This is a genomic window from Shewanella sp. (assembly GCF_048265805.1).
GTDB lineage: Bacteria > Pseudomonadota > Gammaproteobacteria > Enterobacterales > Shewanellaceae > Shewanella.
Map to the genome: position 1 here is coordinate 1 of NZ_JBLXAT010000006.1, position 18,725 is coordinate 18,725.

Here is an 18,725-nt window from a genome sequence, read left to right on the forward strand (position 1 = left end):
ACATAAGATTGTCAGATTAATGTTGTGTCACCAATCATGGTGATTGGAGTATGCATGAGCCGTATACGAGGCCCGTACGTACGGTTCTGTGAGAGGGATGAGGCGTTAGCGCCTCACCCTACTCGATGTTGCTGCGTTACTGGTCGAAGCTGGCGCACATCTTTCGTTATCGCAGCCGTTTATTCATCGCCACACGCTGGTGTGATGCGCTAACCAACCCTGCCCAAATGCCAATGCATGCGACCTGCTGTGGCGATCCTTTGTGGCATAAAAAGCCCCCTAAAGTAGGGGGCTGATGTTTGCGATAAGACAGTGTTATGCGCTAGAACAGTTCTTGTGTCGCTGCTTTGTTATCGATAAAGATATTGTTGTCTTCGCTGTTATTGTCCTGAGCGTATTCCGTTGGCTCTGTGCCTCGAATGAAATACTCAAAGTCGCTGGTATAGTCGGTCTTACGTGACAATAGCCCCGTCGCCAGATCGATACGTACTGACACTATGCCTTCTGGCGGTTGCATCGGTTGCTCTGGGGTGCCTTTCAATGCGTGGTACATAAACTGGTTCCACGCTGGTCCCGCAGTCTTAGCGCCTGACTCACCGCCGGTAATTTGGTCTTTTGGCGCATTGGCATTCCATGCTGTACGGCCAAGCTGACGGCCATGGTCATCAAAACCGACCCAAGCGGTGGCCACCAAACTTGGGTTAAAACCACTGAACCAGGTATCACGCGCTTCGTTAGTTGTACCGGTTTTACCTGCAATGTCATGCCGTTTGATCAAACGAGCTGCACGCCAAGCGGTGCCGTTCCAGCCGGTGCCATGGTTCCAGTCGCCACCGCCCCAGATGACACTCTTCAGCGCTTCGGTGATCAGGAATGCCACTTGCTTCGACACAATCCGTTTAGCATGGCGGGCTTTTGGGTTAGCACAGTTATATGCCATTGGCGACGCAGCGTTATCGTCAAAAGCTGGCGTTGGTGCAATATCGTTGCTATTAGGCAACTTAGCCTCGTCGCAGGCCAATGCGGGTTGCGCTTGCTCAATGGTTTTGCCGTAGCCATCATCAATATGGTCAATATAGTAAGGCTCGACCAAGTAACCACCGTTAGCAAAGGTGGTGAAGGCAGTAACTACTTGCAGTGGTGTGACCGATGGTGAACCTAACGCCAATGATTCGTTGCGGTTTAAGTCTTCACGGTCAAAGCCAAACTCTACTAATTTGTCGATGGCGTTATCGACGCCAACATAACGCAGCGCCCGTACCGCCATCACGTTAACTGATTGCGCTAAGCCGACTTTTAAGCGAGTTGGGCCGCCATAGACGTCCGGCGAGTTTTTCGGACGCCATGCGGTACCTTGGCGGAGGTCAGGCTTATTGATTGGTGCGTTATTAATTAGCGTGGCTAAGGTGTAGCCCTTTTCAAGTGCAGTGGTATAAATTAACGGTTTGATATTAGAACCCAATTGGCGCTTCGCTTGTGTCACGCGGTTATATTGGCTCATGGAAAAGCTAAAGCCACCGACCAGTGTTTGAATTGCGCCATCGAGTGGTGCCAGCGATACCATAGCGCTAGATACTTCAGGAATTTGCGATAACTGCCAGGTGTCGTTAATCGGACGCACCCACACCATTTCCCCAACCTTGAGCACATCGGCGGCAGTTTTTGGCGCAGCGCCTTGGCGGCGATCTGAAATATAGCTACGCGCCCACTTTATCCCATCCCAAGCGAGTTCAATCTGCTTGCCACTGGTTAACATTACTGTGGCATTTTGCTCGCCCAACTGCATCACTGCTGCGGGTTGAATATCATCGACAGCGTTGGTTTTGGCTAAGGTGTCCAAAATCTGCTGCTTGGCTGGGGCGGTATCAGTCCAAATAGTGCTGATAGCACCGCGGTAGCCATGACGTTCATCGTAGGCAAATACGTTGTCACGCACGGCTTGCTGCGCTTCATTTTGCAGGCGCGAGTCAATGGTGGTGTAAACGTTGTAACCACCAGTGTAAGCCTCTTCTTCACCGTACTTTTGTACCATGTAGTCGCGCACGAGCTCCGACACATAAGGCGAGTACAGGTCGATTTCCGCACCGTGATAGCTGGCGGTAATCGGTGCTTGAATTGCGGTTTGGTATTCTTGCTGGTTGATGCTGCGTTTTTCTAGCATGCGGCTGAGTACCCAGTTACGACGATTCAGTGCACGGACTGGATTACGCAGTGGGTTAGCGGCGGAAGGGGATTGCGGCAAACCAGCAATCATTGCCATCTCTGGCAGCGTCAGTTCACTCAGGCTTTTGCCGTAATACACTTGCGCTGCAGCGCCAACGCCGTAGGCACGGTTCCCTAAAAACGAACGGTTGAGGTATAAGGTCAAGATCTCTTGCTTAGTGAGCACTTGCTCAATCTTCAGCGCCAGTATGATCTCTTTAACCTTACGGATATAGGTTTTTTCACGAGAAAGGAAGAAGCCCCGCGCCACCTGCTGAGTAATGGTACTCGCTCCCTGACTTTTCTTACCGGTCGTTACCAAAATAAAAGCAGCACGCGTGATACCAATCGGGTCAATCCCCATATGTTCAAAGAAACGAGCATCTTCAGTATCTAATACAGCGTTAACTAATTGCGGTGGTACTTGGTCATATTCCACCGGAATTCGTCTTTTTTCACCGAATTGTGAGATCAGCTTACCGTCTTTTGAATAAATTTTGAGAGGTGTCTGCAATTGCACAGTTTTTAATGTGGCAACATCCGGCAAATCAGGTAAAACGTAAAAATAAATTGCGGTTACTGAGATGACTCCCAGCAACATTAAACTGAAAAAGGCAATGACAATCCGTTTTAACCACTTCACAGGATAAAATTCCGCTCGTTGTTTTGGCGCCTTAGTATATAAGGCCAAGGGGTCAGCGTGAAGTAAAAAGCTGCGTTAAAAACAAGCAAAACAATGTTAATGCTAAACTTGTTTTGATCACATATGCGTAAACTATGTGCTACGCTAGAAATCAACAACTAAAAGACGGCACGGGACTATGCTTTCAAACTTATGGAGGCGTCAGGCACCGCAGATGGTGGGGATAGATATCGGTTCCCATGAAGTCAAAGCCATTCTGCTGGGTAAGGTCGCTGACGGTTATAAAATTTTGGCTCATGCCGCTGTGCCAGTGAAAAAAGGTGCCGTGAATGACCATGAAATAAGGGATTTAGATGCGGTGATCGAATCGCTGCGTCTGGTGCGACGTTTGTTACCTAAATCATCAAAATTCGCGGCAGTTTCAGTGTCTGGCTCGGCGGTGATGACCAAAGTGATCTACATGGACGCCGCGCTCAGTGAAGTCGAAATGGAAGCGCAAATTGAGATTGAAGCTGACACTCTCATTCCGTATTCTCTTGATGAAGTCAGCATTGATTTCGAAACGCTCTCCGTTAACAAGAACGACAACACCAAGGTTGATGTGTTACTCAGCGCCTGCCGCACAGACAACATTGATGCTCGTATTGATGCCCTCGACGGTATTGGTATGGAAGCCAAAGTGGTGGATGTTGAAGGTTATGCCCTAGGGCGTGCCTATCAACTCGTTAAAGCCCAAGTGCCAGAAAACATTCAACAACAAGGCGTGGCGGTGCTAGTGGATATCGGTGCCAACATGATCACCATTGCGGTGGTCGAGAATGATGAAACCACCTTCATCCGCGAACAAGCCTTTGGTGGCGAACTTTTCACTCAATCCATCCAATCATACTACGGCATGCCATATGAACAGGCGGAGAAAGCCAAAATCGATGGTGATCTGCCACGTAACTATATGCTGGAAGTGTTATCGCCATTCCAGATGCAGTTACTGCAGCAAATCAAGCGTACCTTGCAAATCTATTGCACCTCTAGTGGCAAGGATAAAGTGGATTTTCTGCTGCTTAGCGGTGGAACTTCTAAACTGGAAGGTATGGTCAATGTGCTCAAGAGCGAACTGGATGTGCAAGCCGTCATTGCAGATCCTTTCAAAGGAACATTGAAGGCTGACGATAAAGTGCGGCAACTGCTTCAGAAAGATATCAATAAATACTTGGTTGCTTGTGGGCTCGCATTAAGGAGTTATGGTCAATGGCGAACATAAACCTGCTGCCTTGGCGGGAAGAAGCTCGCGAGAAAAAGAAACGCGACTATTTAGGCGTACTCGCATTAGTATTTATTGCAGCCGCTTTTGGCGTTTATCTCACGATCAGTTTTATCGGTTTACTCACCGAAGACCAGCGTGAGCGTAACGCTTATTTGCAAAATGAAATTCAGCTACTCGATAAACAAATTGCCGAAATTAAAAAAATTCGAGAGCGCAAAGCCGATATTGAAAAACGCACAGAGATTATTTTAAACCTTCAGCAATCGCGAAATCTGCCGACTCATATTTTAGATGAGTTAGTTCGTGTGATTCCGCCGGGCGTTTATTTATCCAGTGTGGAGAAAAAAGGAAGCGTTATTTGGATTGAAGGGCGTAGCGAATCCAATAACAACGTCGCTAACATGATGCGTAAGATCAAGGCCTCCGAGTGGCTACAAGATCCATCTATGCAGTCGATAGTTTCCCAACAAGAAGATATTCGTGAATTACAGCGGTTCCGCTTAAAGGTAACGGTTAAAGGGGTTACTCAAGATAACCTTGATGCCACCAAAACCAAGGGAGCTGGCAAATAATGAAACTAGATTTAAGCCAGTTTAATGATCTGGATATGGAAAACATTGGTGGTTGGCCAACCCAAGTCAAAACCGTATTTGCCATTATATTAGCCTTATTGGTATTCGCCGGTGGTTACTATTTCTTTGTGGGGGATGCGTTAGATAGTTATGACGCCGAACAGCGTAAAGAAGTGCAATTGCGACAGGATTTTCAAAGCAAATACCAACTGGCTGCTAACCTTGAGTTATATCGCCAACAACTGGTTGAAATGGAAGCACAGTTCGCTGAATTGTTAAAAATGCTGCCTTCACAAAACGAAATGCCTGGACTATTGGATGACCTGACGTTTGTGGCGACCGATTCCGGTTTAAAAATTCTCAGTATCGACTGGGACGCTGAAATTCAGCGAGAGTTTTATATCGAATATCCCATTCGAATGTCGGTAGAAGGCGGTTATCACCAACTGGGCAGCATGGTATCTGGTGTCGCTGATTTACCGCGCATTGTGAGTTTGCATGACTTCACGATTAAACGTGATGAAAGCGGCGAGCAGTTATCGATGGAGATATTGGCGAAAACCTACCGCTTTAAAGAGGGCGCGGCTCAACCAGCAGCAAATGCTAAGACACAGGGGAAAGCCAAATGAGATTCCTACTAATTGTCTGCATGATGCTGTTGCTGGTGGGCTGTATTGGCGACCGCGCCGATTTAGAACAATTTGTGGCGTTCACCAAAGAAAATCATAAAGCGCGCATTCCGCCGCTGAAGGAGCCGCCCAAGTTTGAACATTTTGTTTACCAAGCAGAATTGTTACGCAGTCCATTTGTTCCGCCTGCACGAGAATTAACTGAAGAGGTGGTGGATAGCTCAAGAGATTGCTTGCAGCCTGATTTGAAACGCAAGAAAGGCCGTTTAGAAACCTACGCACTCGATAATCTCAAAATGCGTGGCACCCTCAGTCAAGGCTCGGTGATTTGGGCGTTGGTGGAAACCGCGGATAGCAGCGTGTATCGCCTAGGCGTGGGAGATTACTTGGGGCTGTACCATGGACGTATCGAGGCAGTTTCTGCAAACAGTATTAATATCAGAGAGTTAATTCCTGACGGTGCCGGCTGTTGGACTGAACGGAATAGCAGCCTAGAACTAACAGGCGAATAACTGGCGAAGGATGAGAAAATAATGAGATCTATTGTGGCGCATAGCCGACCTGAAAAGACAGGCACATGGTTGCGACTCGCATTGGGATGTGTTTTGGCGGTTAGTCTCATTCCTTGTGCAATGGCAGACAACCAGCTCTTGAATGTCAAATACCACACCATTATTGACCATCAATTAGAGATGGAACTGGTATTTGCTGATCCTATTGTTGAACCCAAAATTTCCCTTGATGCTAATCCTGCAGGTATTCGTTTAGTCTTTGCCGATACCTCTTCTAAGTTGGAAAAAAGCGAGTTGCCGATTAACCAAGTCGGTGTCACTGAAATGACCACCCAGCAGCAAGATAGTGCGTTGCAAGTGGTATTGACACTGAAAAAGGTAAAACCTTATCAAGGTAAAGTGATTGGTAACACCTACCGCTTAACCATCAATGACGAAGTGATGGATCCCAAAACGCAAGACAGCAATCCTTTTGTTAACAGAATTAAAAATATTGATTTTCACCGTAGCGGTAGTAAAGGCGGAGAACTGGTAGTGGAGTTGAATAACTCTTCCGTGGCAGCCAATGTAGAGCAGGTTGGTGCCAAACTGGAAGTGAAGTTTTTCAACACCGACATTCCCGATGACATGCTGTATGTGATGGACGTACAAGACTTTGCCACGCCAGTTACTAGCTTTGAAACCTTTAGAGATGGCATGACTACGCGGTTTATGATCGACGTAAAAGGTCAGTATGAATTTAGCTACAAGCAAGAAGGCACTCAGTTTAAGGTGGTAATGTCAAAAGCCGAACAAGCTGCTTCTATTGAGCCGAAAAAGAAATATTCTGGAAAGAATATCTCGCTCAACTTCCAAACGATTTCTGTCCGTACTGCCTTGCAGATCATTGCTGACTATAACAACTTCAACTTAGTGACCAGTGACACCGTCGAAGGCAGCATTACTTTGCGTCTAGATGATGTGCCATGGGATCAAGCGTTGGATTTGATTCTGCAAACCAAAGGCTTAGATAAGCGTATTGAAGGCAACATTTTGATGGTCGCGCCAGCGGAAGAGATTGCTATCCGTGAAAGCCAGAACCTGAAAAACAAACAGGAAGTGGCACAGTTGGCACCGCTGTACTCTGAGTATTTGCAAATCAACTATGCCAAAGCGACTGATATTGCGACTTTACTGAAAGGTGAAGGCTCCAGCCTATTGTCTGAACGCGGCAGCGTGGCTGTGGATGAACGCACCAACACCTTATTGGTAAAAGATACTGCCGAGACATTAGAAAATGTGCATCGTTTGATTGATGCGCTCGATATTCCTATAAAGCAGGTATTGATTGAGTCGCGCATGGTGACCGTGAGCGACACCGTGGCACAGGATTTAGGCGTGCGCTGGGGCGTGACTGATTTACAAGGTGACTATGGTACATCCGGCTCGTTAGAAGGTTCATCTGGCTTGGTGTCTGGCACCACACCAGATCTCGCCGACCGTCTTAACGTTAACCTGCCTGCCGGTGCCAGCAACGCGGCCAGTATCGCCTTTAGTGTGGCAAAACTGTCGGATGGTACCTTATTGGATTTAGAGCTGAGTGCACTGGAGCAGGAAAACAAAGGCGAGATTATCGCTAGCCCACGCATCACTACGTCTAACCAGAAAGCGGCCTACATCGAGCAAGGGGTGGAGATCCCTTATGTGGAATCAGCGTCGAGTGGGGCTGCAACGGTACAGTTTAAAAAGGCCGTATTGTCGCTGCGGGTAACGCCACAGATCACGCCAGACAATAAAGTGATTCTAGATTTGGAGATCACCCAAGATTCGCAAGGTGAGACAGTACAAACGCCATTAGGTGAAGCAGTATCGATCAACACCCAAAAAGTTGGCACACAGGTATTGGTTGATAATGGTGAAACGATAGTGCTGGGTGGGATCTATCAACAGCAGCTGATCAACAGTGTCAACAAAGTCCCTGTTTTAGGTGATATTCCTGTGCTTGGTGCTTTGTTTAGAAACACCACTGACTCTAACGAGCGCCGCGAATTGCTGATTTTTGTGACACCTAAAATTGTCACTGAGAAGCTGTAGTAACGCCCGTTAACATAAAAGCCAGCGATGTCGTCGCTGGCTTTTTCATGATTAAGTGTGAACGGTTACTTGCTAACAGAGGGGATTAACTGAGATAATCCCAAATCAAGTCTCTAAAGAGCAAGGTAACAATCCCGTCGATTTGTTGCCAAATCGACTTTCTGCAAACTATTCATAAGATTCAGACGTATAAGAAATGGCTGAAAAACGTAATATTTTTCTAGTAGGGCCTATGGGTGCCGGTAAGAGCACGATAGGACGTCACTTGGCGCAAATGCTACATCTTGAGTTTTACGATTCAGATCAAGAAATTGAAAGCCGCACTGGTGCAGACATCGCTTGGGTGTTTGATGTTGAAGGTGAAGAAGGCTTTCGCCGTCGTGAAGCTCAGGTCATCGCTGACCTGACTGAAAAGCAGGGTATTGTGTTGGCAACGGGTGGTGGCTCTGTTCAGAGCAAAGATATTCGCAACTATCTTTCTGCTCGTGGCATTGTGGTTTATCTGGAAACAACCATTGATAAACAGGTTGCGCGTACCCAGCGTGATAAACGTCGTCCGCTACTGCAAGTAGATAATCCACGCGAAGTTCTGGAAGATTTAGCGGATGTTCGTAATCCTCTGTATGAAGAGATTGCGGATGTCATCGTTAAAACTGATGAGCAAAGCGCTAAAGTTGTCGCAAACCAAATCATCGATAAATTGGAGTTCTAATGGCGTTGGCTCAGATCCAGGTTGAATTAGGAAATCGTAGTTATCCCATCCTGATTGGCCAAGATCTGTTGGCGCAGAGTAGTACCCATTTATCTCATCTAGCAGGGCGCACCCTCTTCATTGTGACCAATGATGTGGTGGCGCCCTTATACCTTCAGCAAGTCACCGATGTGCTTAGCAAAATTGCTAAGGTGCAGGCGGTGGTGTTGCCTGATGGTGAGAAATTTAAAACCCTTGAGCAACTTAACCATATCTTTACTGCCTTGTTAGAACATAACTGCGGGCGTGATGTGGTGATCGTCGCGTTAGGGGGCGGTGTAATTGGTGATATGGCAGGCTTCGCTGCCGCCAGTTACCAACGTGGGGTGCAGTTTGTGCAGATCCCCACCACCTTATTGTCGCAAGTCGACTCGTCCGTTGGGGGGAAAACTGCGGTTAACCATCCACTGGGCAAGAATATGATTGGTGCGTTTTATCAACCGCAAAACGTATTGATCGATACCCAATGTTTAAGCACGCTACCAGCCCGTGAATTTGCGGCTGGTATGGCCGAAGTGATTAAGTACGGTATTATTTGGGACAGCGAGTTTTTTACTTGGCTTGAACAAAGTGTCGATGCGCTGAAATCCCTGCAACCCGCCGCACTTACCTATACGATCCAACGTTGCTGTGAAATTAAAGCAACCGTGGTGGCTGAAGATGAAACCGAGCAGGGGGTGCGCGCCTTATTAAACCTAGGGCATACTTTTGGCCACGCGATTGAAGCGGAAATGGGTTACGGTGTGTGGCTACATGGAGAAGCTGTGGCTGCTGGCACAGTCCTTGCTGCGCAAACCGCGGAACTCATGGGATTGATTGATTCGTCAATTGTCCGTCGCATTACTGCACTATTGGCCGCCTTTGATCTACCAATCGCGGCGCCAGATAGCATGGGTTTTGACGCATTTATTAAACATATGCGGCGCGATAAAAAAGTGCTTTCTGGTCAGATTCGTTTGGTGTTACCCACCAGTTTAGGAAGTGCTGCCGTCTTTAGCGAAGTGACCGATACTTTGCTGGAGCAGGTCGTTAGCCGCAAGTAACCTACGGGTGACCCTGTGGCACACGACGAACTGCTTTTACCCTCACAAGAAGCGCTCATCCAACGTCTGACTCACCTTGCTAGTTACGGCCAGCAGTTGGTGTTGTTACGAGGCGTCAAAGGCAGTGGCAAAACCAGTCTACTCACCGCTCTGGCTAATGAGTTGGATAATCGCAACCTGTCATTAGTTAGTTGTCCACAACATGTTTCTGAGCAAGAGATCCGCCGCAAAATCATCATGCAATTGCTGCCCGATCCACTGTTTGATGATGAGGTCTCGCTTGCCGATACCTTGCTGCGCTTTACCGCCAATTTGCAGCAGCCAATCCATATTTTGATTGACGATGCCGACCACCTGCCGCTGGCATTGTGGGCTGAATTGCTGCTGCTAACTCAGCTGCATTGTGCCGGTTATCCCATCACCATTACCGCATCGGTTTCAGCAAGTTTTGCCCAGCAGTTACAGCATCAGTTACCGGCAGCGCAACGCGCGTTGTTACTCCCGATTACTATTCCTGCACTTAACATGGCTGAGCGTGAAGGTTTATACCAAACCTTGTTAACGCGTTCACAGCAACGCACCTTTACGCCGCGCAAGATTATTGGCCCTAAGCTCGCTGAACAATCGGGTACGCCAGCAGAGGTGTTGGCTTTATTGGCGTTAGCGCTGCACGGCACGCCAGCTGAGCCGCGTAAGCTGCCGTGGATAAAATGGCTGCTGAGCAGTGTTGGCTTGTTGCTGTTTGGGTGTGTGCTAGCTTGGTACTTACTAAGAGCAAATACGCCACTGCCAACCGTGCCGCAATCGCAAACCGTATTAGCTCAAGTTTCGCCGTTGTTGACCTATGCGGAGCGATTACTGGAGCCCGCAGCGCTTGCACCGCCACTGACGGGGCTTGCATTACTCGAAGCGCTACCAATGCCCGTCGAGGTAGCGGATGACCAGCTTGATAGCGCTGATGCGAGTCTACCGAGCAGCAATGCCGAAGACAGCGACTTATTAAAAGATGCCCGCAGTGTTGCCGATGTGGCGACCGCTGAGGTTAGCAGTGACAAGCCCGCCACTGCTGCAACGATTGTCGGAGCGAAAGGGACAGAGCAAGCTAAGCCCGCCGCAACCGACTCGGCTAAAAATAGCCATTTGTCGGTGCTGCCTCGCACCGGTTACACCCTACAGCTTGCGAGTGTACAAAGTCGCGCCTCATTGCAACCGATACTGGCGCAGTTGGCGGATGAACCCTATATCATCTGTCGTCATCAGCAATGGTGGGTGGTGTTCGTTGGTAATTATTCACAGCGAAAAGATGCCAGCGCAGCAATGAAAAAGTTTACTACTAAGGGCTTTAGCGAACCGTGGTTACGTGCTTGGAAGGATATTCAGGATTATCAACCACAATCAAGAATTGGCGATGAAATTTCTCAGTGAAACGGGTAGAATCAGCCTTTTACATTTTCTGTCTGGCATTAATTAATGATGAAAAAACAGCGGGCGTTCCTAAAATGGGCGGGAGGAAAGTTTAAGCTGGTTGATGCCATTGTCCGTCATTTGCCTGCTGGCAATCGTTTAGTTGAGCCTTTTGTTGGTGCCGGTTCGGTATTTCTGAATACCGATTATGACAACTATCTATTGTGTGACATCAACCGCGATCTGATTGACATGTACCGCATCATTCAGCGCGATCCGGAGCATTTTATAGGCCTCGCGGGCGAATTATTTATTGATGCCAACAACGATGCCGATTTTTACTACAACACCCGCCAACGTTTTAACGGTGCTAAAGATAGCCTCGACCGTGCATTAGGCTTTCTCTATCTCAACCGTCACGGCTTTAATGGCTTATGCCGATACAACCGAAAGGGCTCGTTTAACGTGCCATTTGGTTCCTATAAAAAGCCTTACTTTCCCGAAAAAGAGATCCGCGGATTTTCGCAAAAGTCGCAACAAGCAGAATTTGTCTGTATCGGTTATCAACAAGCCTTTGATATGTTGACGGAAGGTGATGTGGTGTATTGCGATCCGCCTTATGCACCATTGTCGACCACTGCCAGTTTCACAACCTATGTAGGCGCAGGTTTTAGCTTGGATGACCAAGCAATTTTGGCGCGTCGTTCACGCCATACGGCGCAAGAGCGTGGTATTCCGGTGGTGATCAGTAATCACGACATACCATTAACGCGCGAGCTGTATCGCGGTGCGACATTGGAAGTGATCAGCGTACAACGTAATATCAGCCAGAAAGGTGAATCACGTAAGAAAGTGGATGAATTGATCGCTTTGTACGCAGCGGAGCGACAGCAACAAGTTGGACAGATAGTGCCGTTTAGACGAGCGAAATAACAGATTAGCTTTGTGAGTTGCGGCTGCTGTTAGGTGTGACAGAATCAAGCGGTTTACTTTGATGGCCGTTGAGTAACTCCATCAAGTCAATAAAGTGGAATTGGCCTGAGCGACTCTTACCACTGAACCAACTACGCCAAGTCAGTTCTTGTTGCTGGTTAGCACAGCGGTTGCTTGGATGACTGCTGGGTAACGCCGCGTTATATTCGTTTTGTGTACCGCAATTCAATGCCAATTGGTCATTTCGCATGGTGACCCGTTCAATAACAAATACCGCAATTACCACAACACCTGCCGCGGTCAGCATGACTGCAACAGATCTTAAGTTAGGTAATAATGCTTGCGGTTTGGCGTCCATTATCGGTTCACAAATTGTTACGACTTTTGGAGTATATCAAACGCGATGATAAATTAAACACCTTTTTTGAGCTCAACTATCAGTAAGGTGTTAACGTCAAACTGCACCATAAATCGCTAATGAATAGTAGAGACCGCCTAAGCGGGCGGGTAGAATAGACCACTTTCCGATAGCTCGTGAGAACATTATGCGTCCATATTTAATTGCCCCTTCCATTCTAGCTGCTGATTTTGCTCGACTTGGTGAAGAAGTCGATAACGTGCTGGCAGCTGGTGCTGATGTTGTGCACTTTGATGTGATGGACAATCACTATGTTCCCAATCTTACCTTTGGGCCAATGATTTGTAGCGCGCTGCGCAAACACGGCGTGACGGCAGAGATTGATGTGCACTTGATGACCAAGCCGGTAGACAGCTTGATCCCTGATTTTGCCGCTGCTGGCGCTTCAATTATCACCTTTCATCCAGAAGCTACTGAGCATGTGGACCGTAGCTTGCAGTTGATCCGCGAGCATGGCTGTAAAGCGGGCTTAGTCTTTAATCCAGCGACGCCATTAACTTATTTAGAGTATGTGATGGATAAACTGGATGTGATTATGCTGATGTCGGTGAATCCCGGCTTCGGTGGTCAGTCATTTATTCCGGAAACATTACGTAAGCTCAAACAAGTACGCCAACTAATTGATCAAAGTGGTTTTGATATTCGCTTAGAGGTTGATGGTGGCGTCAAGGTCGATAATATCGCCGAGATTGCCGCGGCAGGCGCAGATATGTTTGTGGCGGGCTCGGCTATTTTTGGTCAGCCTGACTATGCGGCAGTGATCCAACAAATGAGGAATGAACTCGCAAAGGGAGCCTAATGAATAACTTCAGTCAGATTAAGGGAATAGCATTTGATTTAGACGGTACATTGGTCGATAGCGTGCCTGATCTTGCGGTGGCAACACAACGCAGCCTAGCAGAGTTGGGGTTAGCAAATGTGACCGAGGCGCAAGTGCGTAACTGGGTTGGCAACGGCGCGGCTAAGTTGATGGAACGTGCCATCACAGCGGTGACTGGCTCGACGCCCAGTGAGACGCAGTTGGATGAGGCCATGCCGATTTTTATGCGCCACTATGCTGATTGTTTAGAGCAATACAGCTCGCTGTATCAAGGGGTACAGCATGTGTTAACTCAGTTACATCAAGCGGGTTATTTATTAGCAGTTGTGACCAACAAACCACATAAGTTTAGCGTGCCACTGTTAAACTCCTTCGGTATTAGCCAATTATTCGATCCGATCTTGGGCGGCGATAGCTTGGCAAAGATGAAGCCTGATCCCCTGCCGCTCAACCACCTGCGAGAGCAATGGCAACTGCAACCACAGCAATTGTTGATGGTTGGTGATTCCAAAAATGATATTAAGGCAGCGAAAGCGGCGGGTATCGCGTCGATTGGCTTGACCTACGGTTATAACTACGGTGAAGATATCGCACTTAGTGACCCGGATGCGGTCTGCGAATCTTTTGAACACATTCTGGCGTTGTTAACGCCAGAGCAATGAGCGGAGCAAACGAGCAAATGAGCAGTAATAGTAAACCCATCGTTTTTAGCGGTGCCCAGCCTTCCGGCGAGTTGACCATCGGCAACTACATCGGCGCGCTGCGTCAATGGGTGAATATGCAAGATAGCCATGATTGCCTATATTGCGTGGTGGATCTGCATGCCATTACTGTGCGTCAGGATGCCGAAAAATTACGTCAAGCGTGTCTTGATACCTTGGCTCTGTATCTGGCCTGTGGCGTTGACCCGAAAAAAAGCACGGTATTTATGCAGTCACATGTACCGCAACACACGCAACTTTCTTGGGTACTTAACTGCTACACCCAGATGGGCGAGCTGAGTCGTATGACGCAATTCAAAGACAAATCCGCTCGTCACTCAAGTAACGTCAACGCCGGTTTGTTTGATTATCCCGTGCTGATGGCTGCTGATATTTTGTTGTATCAAGCGAACGAAATCCCTGTCGGCCAAGATCAGAAGCAACATCTGGAATTGACCCGTGATATCGCGATTCGCTTTAACAACGCTTATGGCGATACCTTCACAGTGCCAGAGCCATTTATTCCCCAGCAAGGCGCTAAAGTGATGGCGTTGCAAGATCCAACCAAGAAGATGTCTAAATCAGATGATAACCGTAACAACGTTATCGGCTTGCTGGAAGATCCAAAAGCCGTGCTGAAAAAACTCAAAAAAGCGGTCACCGATAGTGATGAGCCACCGGTCGTTCGTTTTGATACTGATGCTAAACCCGGCGTATCTAACTTGCTGAGTTTGATGTCTGGTGTGTCAGGTGAAAGTATCAGTGCACTGGAAGCACAGTTCGAAGGCAAAATGTATGGCCACCTGAAAGTGGCTGCCGGTGAAGCGGTGGTTGCGATGCTAGAGCCGTTGCAACAACGTTATCGCGAATTCCGCGAAGATCGTGCTTTTCTTGATGCAGTGATGCGTGACGGTGCGGAAAAAGCGCAAGCACGCGCAGAAGCTACCCTGAAAACGGTATATGAAAAAGTGGGTTTCTTGGTCTAGCACCAAGCGTTGAATAACAAAAAATCGGTCTACTATGACTAATGAATGCCACTCGCTTAAGATCGAGTGGCATTTTTATCTCTAGAGCGTGATGGGTATTTCTGTTTAGCAAACGTATTGAGGCGATATTTCTGGCAAAAAACTCGGCGTTAATCTGTAACTCTGTAGAGAATTTGTATAAAAAATCGGCCTCAACAATGTTGAGACCGATTATGAAGTCTGCTCAGGATCGTTCAATGACTTAAAGCGCTCGGCATTATCTACTATGTTCGGTTTTTTATGGATGAATCAACGTTTAGCTAGCGGCATCGGTGTATTCAAATACCTTGATGACCCGCCGCACACCTGAGGTGTTACGGGCAATATCGACGGCCAAATCGGCTTGTTCACGGCTGACCAAGCCGAGCAAAAACACTTCGCCATTTTCGGTCACCACTTTAATCCTAGTCATATCCAAGTTTTTGTCATTGAGCATGCGCCCTTTAACCTTGGTGGTAATCCAACCGTCGTTACTACGGGTAGTAAAAGAGATCGGGTTACCAATGCGGATCTGGTTGTGGATCTTACCGCCGAGTTTTAAGTTTTGCACTGTGCTGACGGCCAAATCGCGCAAGCGCGAGCTAGGCGCTTGACCTATCAGTAGCACGTTGCCATTCATCGAGATGCCTGACACATTGCAGTTCTTGCGCAATTCTTCATTGGCACTCAAGGCGTTATCAATGGAGAAGTCGGCACTCGAGTCGTCTAGCTGAGTTGAGATAGAGCGTTCGTCGTTGAGCATTACCGCACCACCTACCGTGCTTGCCATCATGGCCCCAGCACAACCGGTGAGCGTAAAAACCATAAAACTCAGCAACATCCAAAGCTTCATTGAGCATCATCCTGCGGAAACAGCGTCTTATCAATGTTGTCACAAAGGCAGTGAATAACCAAGAGATGCACCTCTTGAATACGCGCGGTGATGTTGGATGGCACGCGGACTTCGACATCATTGCTGCTCAGCAACCCTGCCATTGCTCCGCCATCTTTACCGGTCATCGCCACAATGGTCATATCGCGGCTCAGGGCGGCTTCCATCGCTTTAATCACGTTACGTGAGTTACCGCTGGTAGAGATAGCCAGCAGGATATCGCCCGGTTGACCCAGCGCTAATACTTGCTTAGAAAACACTTCGTCATAGCTGTAATCGTTAGCAATTGCGGTCAGTGTTGAACTGTCAGTGGTCAGTGCCAATGCTGGCAGTGGTGGACGTTCAATCTCAAAGCGGTTCAACAGTTCAGCGGAAAAGTGTTGGGCATCCCCCGCGCTACCACCGTTACCGCAAGCCAATATTTTATGGCCGCTCAACAGGCAGCTCACCATCATCTCTGCCGCTTTGGCAATCGAATCTGGTAATGCTTCGGCTGCATCGATTTTGGTTTGAATCGACTCAGTGAAACTGGCTTTAATATTTTCTAACATTCACATATCCTCAAAAACACGGCTTGTTTGGCTTGGCACGAGCCAAAAATCTTGGCTAAAACGCCCCGCGTACCCAATCTATTTGCTGCTTATCAATGGCAACTAAATCAAAACGGCAGGGAGCATCAATTCGATGCTGTTGTAAATAACACGCGGCAGCCTGACGGAGTCGTTGTACTTGGGCTGCACCCAGCGCCTGTACTGCCCCACCAAACTGCCGATTGGAACGATATTTCACTTCCACAAAGACCCAGTGTTTGCCATCCCGCATGACTAAGTCCAATTCACCAAAACTGTAGCGTACATTTGCAGCAACAAAAGTTAGACCGCGCTGCGCTAAGTACCTTCTGGCGCGTTGTTCAGCATCCTTGCCGATGTCCATGAAATCATTCCTTTAGTTTGAACGTAGCACTCCGTGGTTATATTGACCCCACTTGAGTTGGCGATTGATCACGCCATCTTTGTTGACCGACAGTAAGCCCGTATGGCCACTTAATTGGTAGCCTGGGAAAGCGCGCATTTGCGCCAGCTTATTAACCAGCGACAAAGCATCAAAGCCCATGGCGTACAAGCGTTTTTGCGGGTTACCCCAGCTTGGCCAAAGTGACGCTAAATTACTGCTACCGTTGGCTCCCATCAACCAAGGAATATCACTGATAGTGATTTTATTAAGTTCTTGCACGGTTTGACGGCTATCGTCTTGGCGGGCACGGCTGCTGGTGTATAACTTAGCGGGTTCGGCAAACACGCTAAAGTTTACGTCGATGAACGGTTTCAGCAGCGTCAAATCTTGGGCGCTACAGATCATATAGATAGCGTCAACATCACGGCGAGAACGGAAATCGGCTTTGACGCGTGTGCCCAAGAGTTTTTTCACCGCATCAATGCGTGCTTCGCTGTCGGTCACGCCGAGCGCGTTCTGCACTGTGTTACGCATTTTATCATTGGTAAAATAATGGATTTCAGCAGATTTATCAGTAAGTTGTTGCCAACTGAGATTGAAGCTTTCTGCCATGCGATGGCCGATTGCGTCATCACTGGCGAGTAGCAGTGGCTGCTCAATACCGTCTTGGTACATGCGTTGGGCGGCATCAACCGCTTCCTGCACTGGCGACAACGCAAAATAAAACTCATCGTTATTTTTGCTCAGCGCTTCAGCGTTGTTGAGGAAAAGCTGCGGCGGCAATGGTGTGGCATCTGCTTGCTTGCTGTGCGTGGTTTTATATTCAATCACCTGCTGCACATTGTCTTGTAACAGTGGGCCAATCACAAAATCTGCCCCAGCGCTAATGGCGGCTTGGTAAGCGGCCGCAGCGCCTGTGGCGGTATCGTAAAATTGCAGTGCTACGTTGCTATCTGGGTCATCCATATAACCCGCGGTGATACCATTTTTCAACGGTTCCGCCACTTTGGCACGTTCACCTGTAAGCGGCAGCAATACGGCAATTTTTTGTGGATGATAGGGTTTGGTGCTCAACGCATCTTGTAGATCTTGTGGCAGTTGCATTGCCGCTGGATGACCAGGGTTGGCGCTTTGCCAACGGCCTAGCTGGCTTACCAATGAGCTAGGATCTACCGCGTAATGCTTGGCCAAATAGGCGAGTTTCAACCAACCTAGATAAGTCGCTTCGCCGCCTTGCTGAATGTAATACTCTATGGTTTCTTCCTGTAAGGCATTAAGTTGCGACCAAATTTGGCGATTCAGTTCAGCGTTTTCTTCACTTGATAGGTATTGCGACAAATGGCACAGCTCGCGCACCTGCTCAACAGGACGCTTAGTTTTGGCATACAGGGAGGCGCGTAGTTGATAATAATTGCGCCACTGCCAATCGGCTAACGGCCAGCTACTAACATATTTCAGCTGTTCCAGCGCATCGGCCAACATGCCCTTGTGCTCCAGCACCTGTGCTTGCAGGTAACGGTGCTGCGCTTGTAGCTCGGCCACATTCACTAATGAACCACGCAGCGCATCAAGGATTTCGCTAGCGGCTTTCAACTGATTGGTGTTGATATACGCTTGCACCGCTTGCAACAGATAACGTTGGCGCGTTTCGGCGTCAGTGGCTTTAGCTGCGGCATCCAAATAGAAAGTGGGTGACTGTTGGCTGCTCTGTAATGAGGTGCTGGATAGCGGTTGTGGTGCTTGAGAGGTTGAGCGTGGTTGGCTACCACAACCCCAAAGTGCCGCCATCAGCGACACTGCTAACACGTACTTAATGCTATTCTGTCTTTTTAACACAGGACGGTACTCTGGTAAGATGCTGGCCCTAGTTTAACCTTACATGTTGGCGAGTGAAAGGCCGTTAACATTTG

18 protein-coding genes are annotated in these 18,725 nt (G+C 48.1%); 12 read left to right on the plus strand and 6 right to left on the minus strand.

What is annotated here, in order from left to right:
* Positions 1–322: 322 nt before the first annotated feature.
* A complete protein-coding gene (locus tag ACN0TT_RS05640) occupies positions 323–2,845 on the minus strand; it encodes a penicillin-binding protein 1A (RefSeq protein WP_417761172.1) in 2,523 nt (840 codons plus the stop codon).
* A 178-nt stretch (positions 2,846–3,023) separates the two neighbouring features.
* Between ACN0TT_RS05640 and ACN0TT_RS05645 the strand changes: the two genes are divergently transcribed.
* The 9 genes from ACN0TT_RS05645 (at position 3,024) to ACN0TT_RS05685 (ending at position 12,026) form a co-directional block, all read left to right on the plus strand.
* A complete protein-coding gene (locus tag ACN0TT_RS05645; protein ID WP_417761173.1) occupies positions 3,024–4,106 on the plus strand; it encodes a pilus assembly protein PilM in 1,083 nt (360 codons plus the stop codon).
* Positions 4,094–4,681: a PilN domain-containing protein gene (locus ACN0TT_RS05650; protein ID WP_417761174.1), complete on the plus strand. Its 588-nt coding sequence runs from the start codon at positions 4,094–4,096 to the stop codon at positions 4,679–4,681. The genes ACN0TT_RS05645 and ACN0TT_RS05650 overlap by 13 nt, the downstream gene beginning before the upstream one ends.
* Complete coding sequence (locus tag ACN0TT_RS05655; protein ID WP_417761175.1) at positions 4,681–5,310, plus strand: type 4a pilus biogenesis protein PilO; 630 nt, start codon at positions 4,681–4,683, stop codon at positions 5,308–5,310. The genes ACN0TT_RS05650 and ACN0TT_RS05655 overlap by 1 nt, the downstream gene beginning before the upstream one ends.
* Positions 5,307–5,822: a pilus assembly protein PilP gene (locus ACN0TT_RS05660; RefSeq protein ID WP_417761176.1), complete on the plus strand. Its 516-nt coding sequence runs from the start codon at positions 5,307–5,309 to the stop codon at positions 5,820–5,822. The genes ACN0TT_RS05655 and ACN0TT_RS05660 overlap by 4 nt, the downstream gene beginning before the upstream one ends.
* 21 nt (positions 5,823–5,843) lie before the next feature.
* Positions 5,844–7,895, plus strand: a complete 2,052-nt coding sequence (locus ACN0TT_RS05665; protein ID WP_417761177.1) for a type IV pilus secretin PilQ — start codon at positions 5,844–5,846, stop codon at positions 7,893–7,895.
* A gap of 196 nt (positions 7,896–8,091) precedes the next feature.
* The gene (gene aroK / locus ACN0TT_RS05670; RefSeq protein WP_238897145.1) at positions 8,092–8,607 is read left to right on the plus strand and encodes a shikimate kinase AroK; all 516 of its coding nucleotides are present in this window, start codon (positions 8,092–8,094) and stop codon (positions 8,605–8,607) included.
* Positions 8,607–9,689 carry a 3-dehydroquinate synthase gene (gene aroB, locus ACN0TT_RS05675; protein WP_417761178.1) on the plus strand — a complete coding sequence of 361 codons (1,083 nt, stop codon included), beginning with the start codon at positions 8,607–8,609 and terminating at the stop codon, positions 9,687–9,689. The genes aroK and aroB overlap by 1 nt, the downstream gene beginning before the upstream one ends.
* A gap of 15 nt (positions 9,690–9,704) precedes the next feature.
* Positions 9,705–11,114: an AAA family ATPase gene (locus ACN0TT_RS05680; protein ID WP_417761179.1), complete on the plus strand. Its 1,410-nt coding sequence runs from the start codon at positions 9,705–9,707 to the stop codon at positions 11,112–11,114.
* A 45-nt stretch (positions 11,115–11,159) separates the two neighbouring features.
* Positions 11,160–12,026, plus strand: coding sequence for a Dam family site-specific DNA-(adenine-N6)-methyltransferase (locus tag ACN0TT_RS05685; RefSeq protein ID WP_417761180.1), 867 nt, complete (start codon positions 11,160–11,162; stop codon positions 12,024–12,026).
* Between the two features lie 4 nt (positions 12,027–12,030).
* On the opposite strand, the gene ACN0TT_RS05690 is transcribed toward ACN0TT_RS05685, so the two are convergent.
* Positions 12,031–12,384: a hypothetical protein gene (locus ACN0TT_RS05690; RefSeq protein WP_417761181.1), complete on the minus strand. Its 354-nt coding sequence runs from the start codon at positions 12,382–12,384 to the stop codon at positions 12,031–12,033.
* Positions 12,385–12,571: 187 nt separating this feature from the next.
* Here ACN0TT_RS05690 and rpe point away from each other — a divergent pair, with 187 nt between their 5' ends.
* Genes rpe through trpS form a run of 3 tightly spaced genes read left to right on the plus strand, consistent with a single transcriptional unit; the run spans position 12,572 to position 14,951 of the window.
* A complete protein-coding gene (gene rpe / locus ACN0TT_RS05695) occupies positions 12,572–13,243 on the plus strand; it encodes a ribulose-phosphate 3-epimerase (RefSeq protein ID WP_417761182.1) in 672 nt (223 codons plus the stop codon).
* Positions 13,243–13,926, plus strand: a complete 684-nt coding sequence (locus ACN0TT_RS05700) for a phosphoglycolate phosphatase (RefSeq protein WP_417761183.1) — start codon at positions 13,243–13,245, stop codon at positions 13,924–13,926. The genes rpe and ACN0TT_RS05700 overlap by 1 nt, the downstream gene beginning before the upstream one ends.
* Positions 13,927–13,943: 17 nt before the next feature.
* Positions 13,944–14,951: a tryptophan--tRNA ligase gene (gene trpS / locus ACN0TT_RS05705; RefSeq protein WP_417761184.1), complete on the plus strand. Its 1,008-nt coding sequence runs from the start codon at positions 13,944–13,946 to the stop codon at positions 14,949–14,951.
* A gap of 295 nt (positions 14,952–15,246) precedes the next feature.
* On the opposite strand, the gene ACN0TT_RS05710 is transcribed toward trpS, so the two are convergent.
* The 4 genes from ACN0TT_RS05710 to ACN0TT_RS05725 are packed head-to-tail and all read right to left on the minus strand — an operon-like array spanning position 15,247 to position 18,603.
* The gene (locus ACN0TT_RS05710; protein ID WP_417761185.1) at positions 15,247–15,822 is read right to left on the minus strand and encodes a BON domain-containing protein; all 576 of its coding nucleotides are present in this window, start codon (positions 15,820–15,822) and stop codon (positions 15,247–15,249) included.
* Positions 15,819–16,412 carry a phosphoheptose isomerase gene (locus ACN0TT_RS05715; protein ID WP_417761186.1) on the minus strand — a complete coding sequence of 198 codons (594 nt, stop codon included), beginning with the start codon at positions 16,410–16,412 and terminating at the stop codon, positions 15,819–15,821. The genes ACN0TT_RS05710 and ACN0TT_RS05715 overlap by 4 nt, the downstream gene beginning before the upstream one ends.
* Positions 16,413–16,467: 55 nt before the next feature.
* On the minus strand, positions 16,468–16,794 hold the full coding sequence (locus ACN0TT_RS05720) for a YraN family protein (RefSeq protein WP_417761187.1): 327 nt from the start codon (positions 16,792–16,794) through the stop codon (positions 16,468–16,470).
* Positions 16,795–16,806: 12 nt separating this feature from the next.
* Positions 16,807–18,603, minus strand: a complete 1,797-nt coding sequence (locus tag ACN0TT_RS05725; protein ID WP_417761188.1) for a penicillin-binding protein activator — start codon at positions 18,601–18,603, stop codon at positions 16,807–16,809.
* Positions 18,604–18,725: the final 122 nt, after the last annotated feature.

Coding starts and splice junctions, on each gene's coding strand:
- ACN0TT_RS05720 (WP_417761187.1), bottom strand. CDS start 16,794: ATGGACATCGGCAAGGATGCTGAACAACGCGCCAGAAGGTACTTAGCG.
- ACN0TT_RS05725 (WP_417761188.1), bottom strand. CDS start 18,603: ATGGCGGCACTTTGGGGTTGTGGTAGCCAACCACGCTCAACCTCTCAA.
- ACN0TT_RS05700 (WP_417761183.1), top strand. CDS start 13,243: ATGAATAACTTCAGTCAGATTAAGGGAATAGCATTTGATTTAGACGGT.
- ACN0TT_RS05715 (WP_417761186.1), bottom strand. CDS start 16,412: ATGTTAGAAAATATTAAAGCCAGTTTCACTGAGTCGATTCAAACCAAA.
- ACN0TT_RS05710 (WP_417761185.1), bottom strand. CDS start 15,822: ATGAAGCTTTGGATGTTGCTGAGTTTTATGGTTTTTACGCTCACCGGT.
- ACN0TT_RS05660 (WP_417761176.1), top strand. CDS start 5,307: ATGAGATTCCTACTAATTGTCTGCATGATGCTGTTGCTGGTGGGCTGT.
- ACN0TT_RS05650 (WP_417761174.1), top strand. CDS start 4,094: ATGGCGAACATAAACCTGCTGCCTTGGCGGGAAGAAGCTCGCGAGAAA.
- aroK (WP_238897145.1), top strand. CDS start 8,092: ATGGCTGAAAAACGTAATATTTTTCTAGTAGGGCCTATGGGTGCCGGT.
- aroB (WP_417761178.1), top strand. CDS start 8,607: ATGGCGTTGGCTCAGATCCAGGTTGAATTAGGAAATCGTAGTTATCCC.
- ACN0TT_RS05655 (WP_417761175.1), top strand. CDS start 4,681: ATGAAACTAGATTTAAGCCAGTTTAATGATCTGGATATGGAAAACATT.
- ACN0TT_RS05645 (WP_417761173.1), top strand. CDS start 3,024: ATGCTTTCAAACTTATGGAGGCGTCAGGCACCGCAGATGGTGGGGATA.
- ACN0TT_RS05665 (WP_417761177.1), top strand. CDS start 5,844: ATGAGATCTATTGTGGCGCATAGCCGACCTGAAAAGACAGGCACATGG.
- trpS (WP_417761184.1), top strand. CDS start 13,944: ATGAGCAGTAATAGTAAACCCATCGTTTTTAGCGGTGCCCAGCCTTCC.
- ACN0TT_RS05685 (WP_417761180.1), top strand. CDS start 11,160: ATGATGAAAAAACAGCGGGCGTTCCTAAAATGGGCGGGAGGAAAGTTT.
- ACN0TT_RS05690 (WP_417761181.1), bottom strand. CDS start 12,384: ATGGACGCCAAACCGCAAGCATTATTACCTAACTTAAGATCTGTTGCA.
- rpe (WP_417761182.1), top strand. CDS start 12,572: ATGCGTCCATATTTAATTGCCCCTTCCATTCTAGCTGCTGATTTTGCT.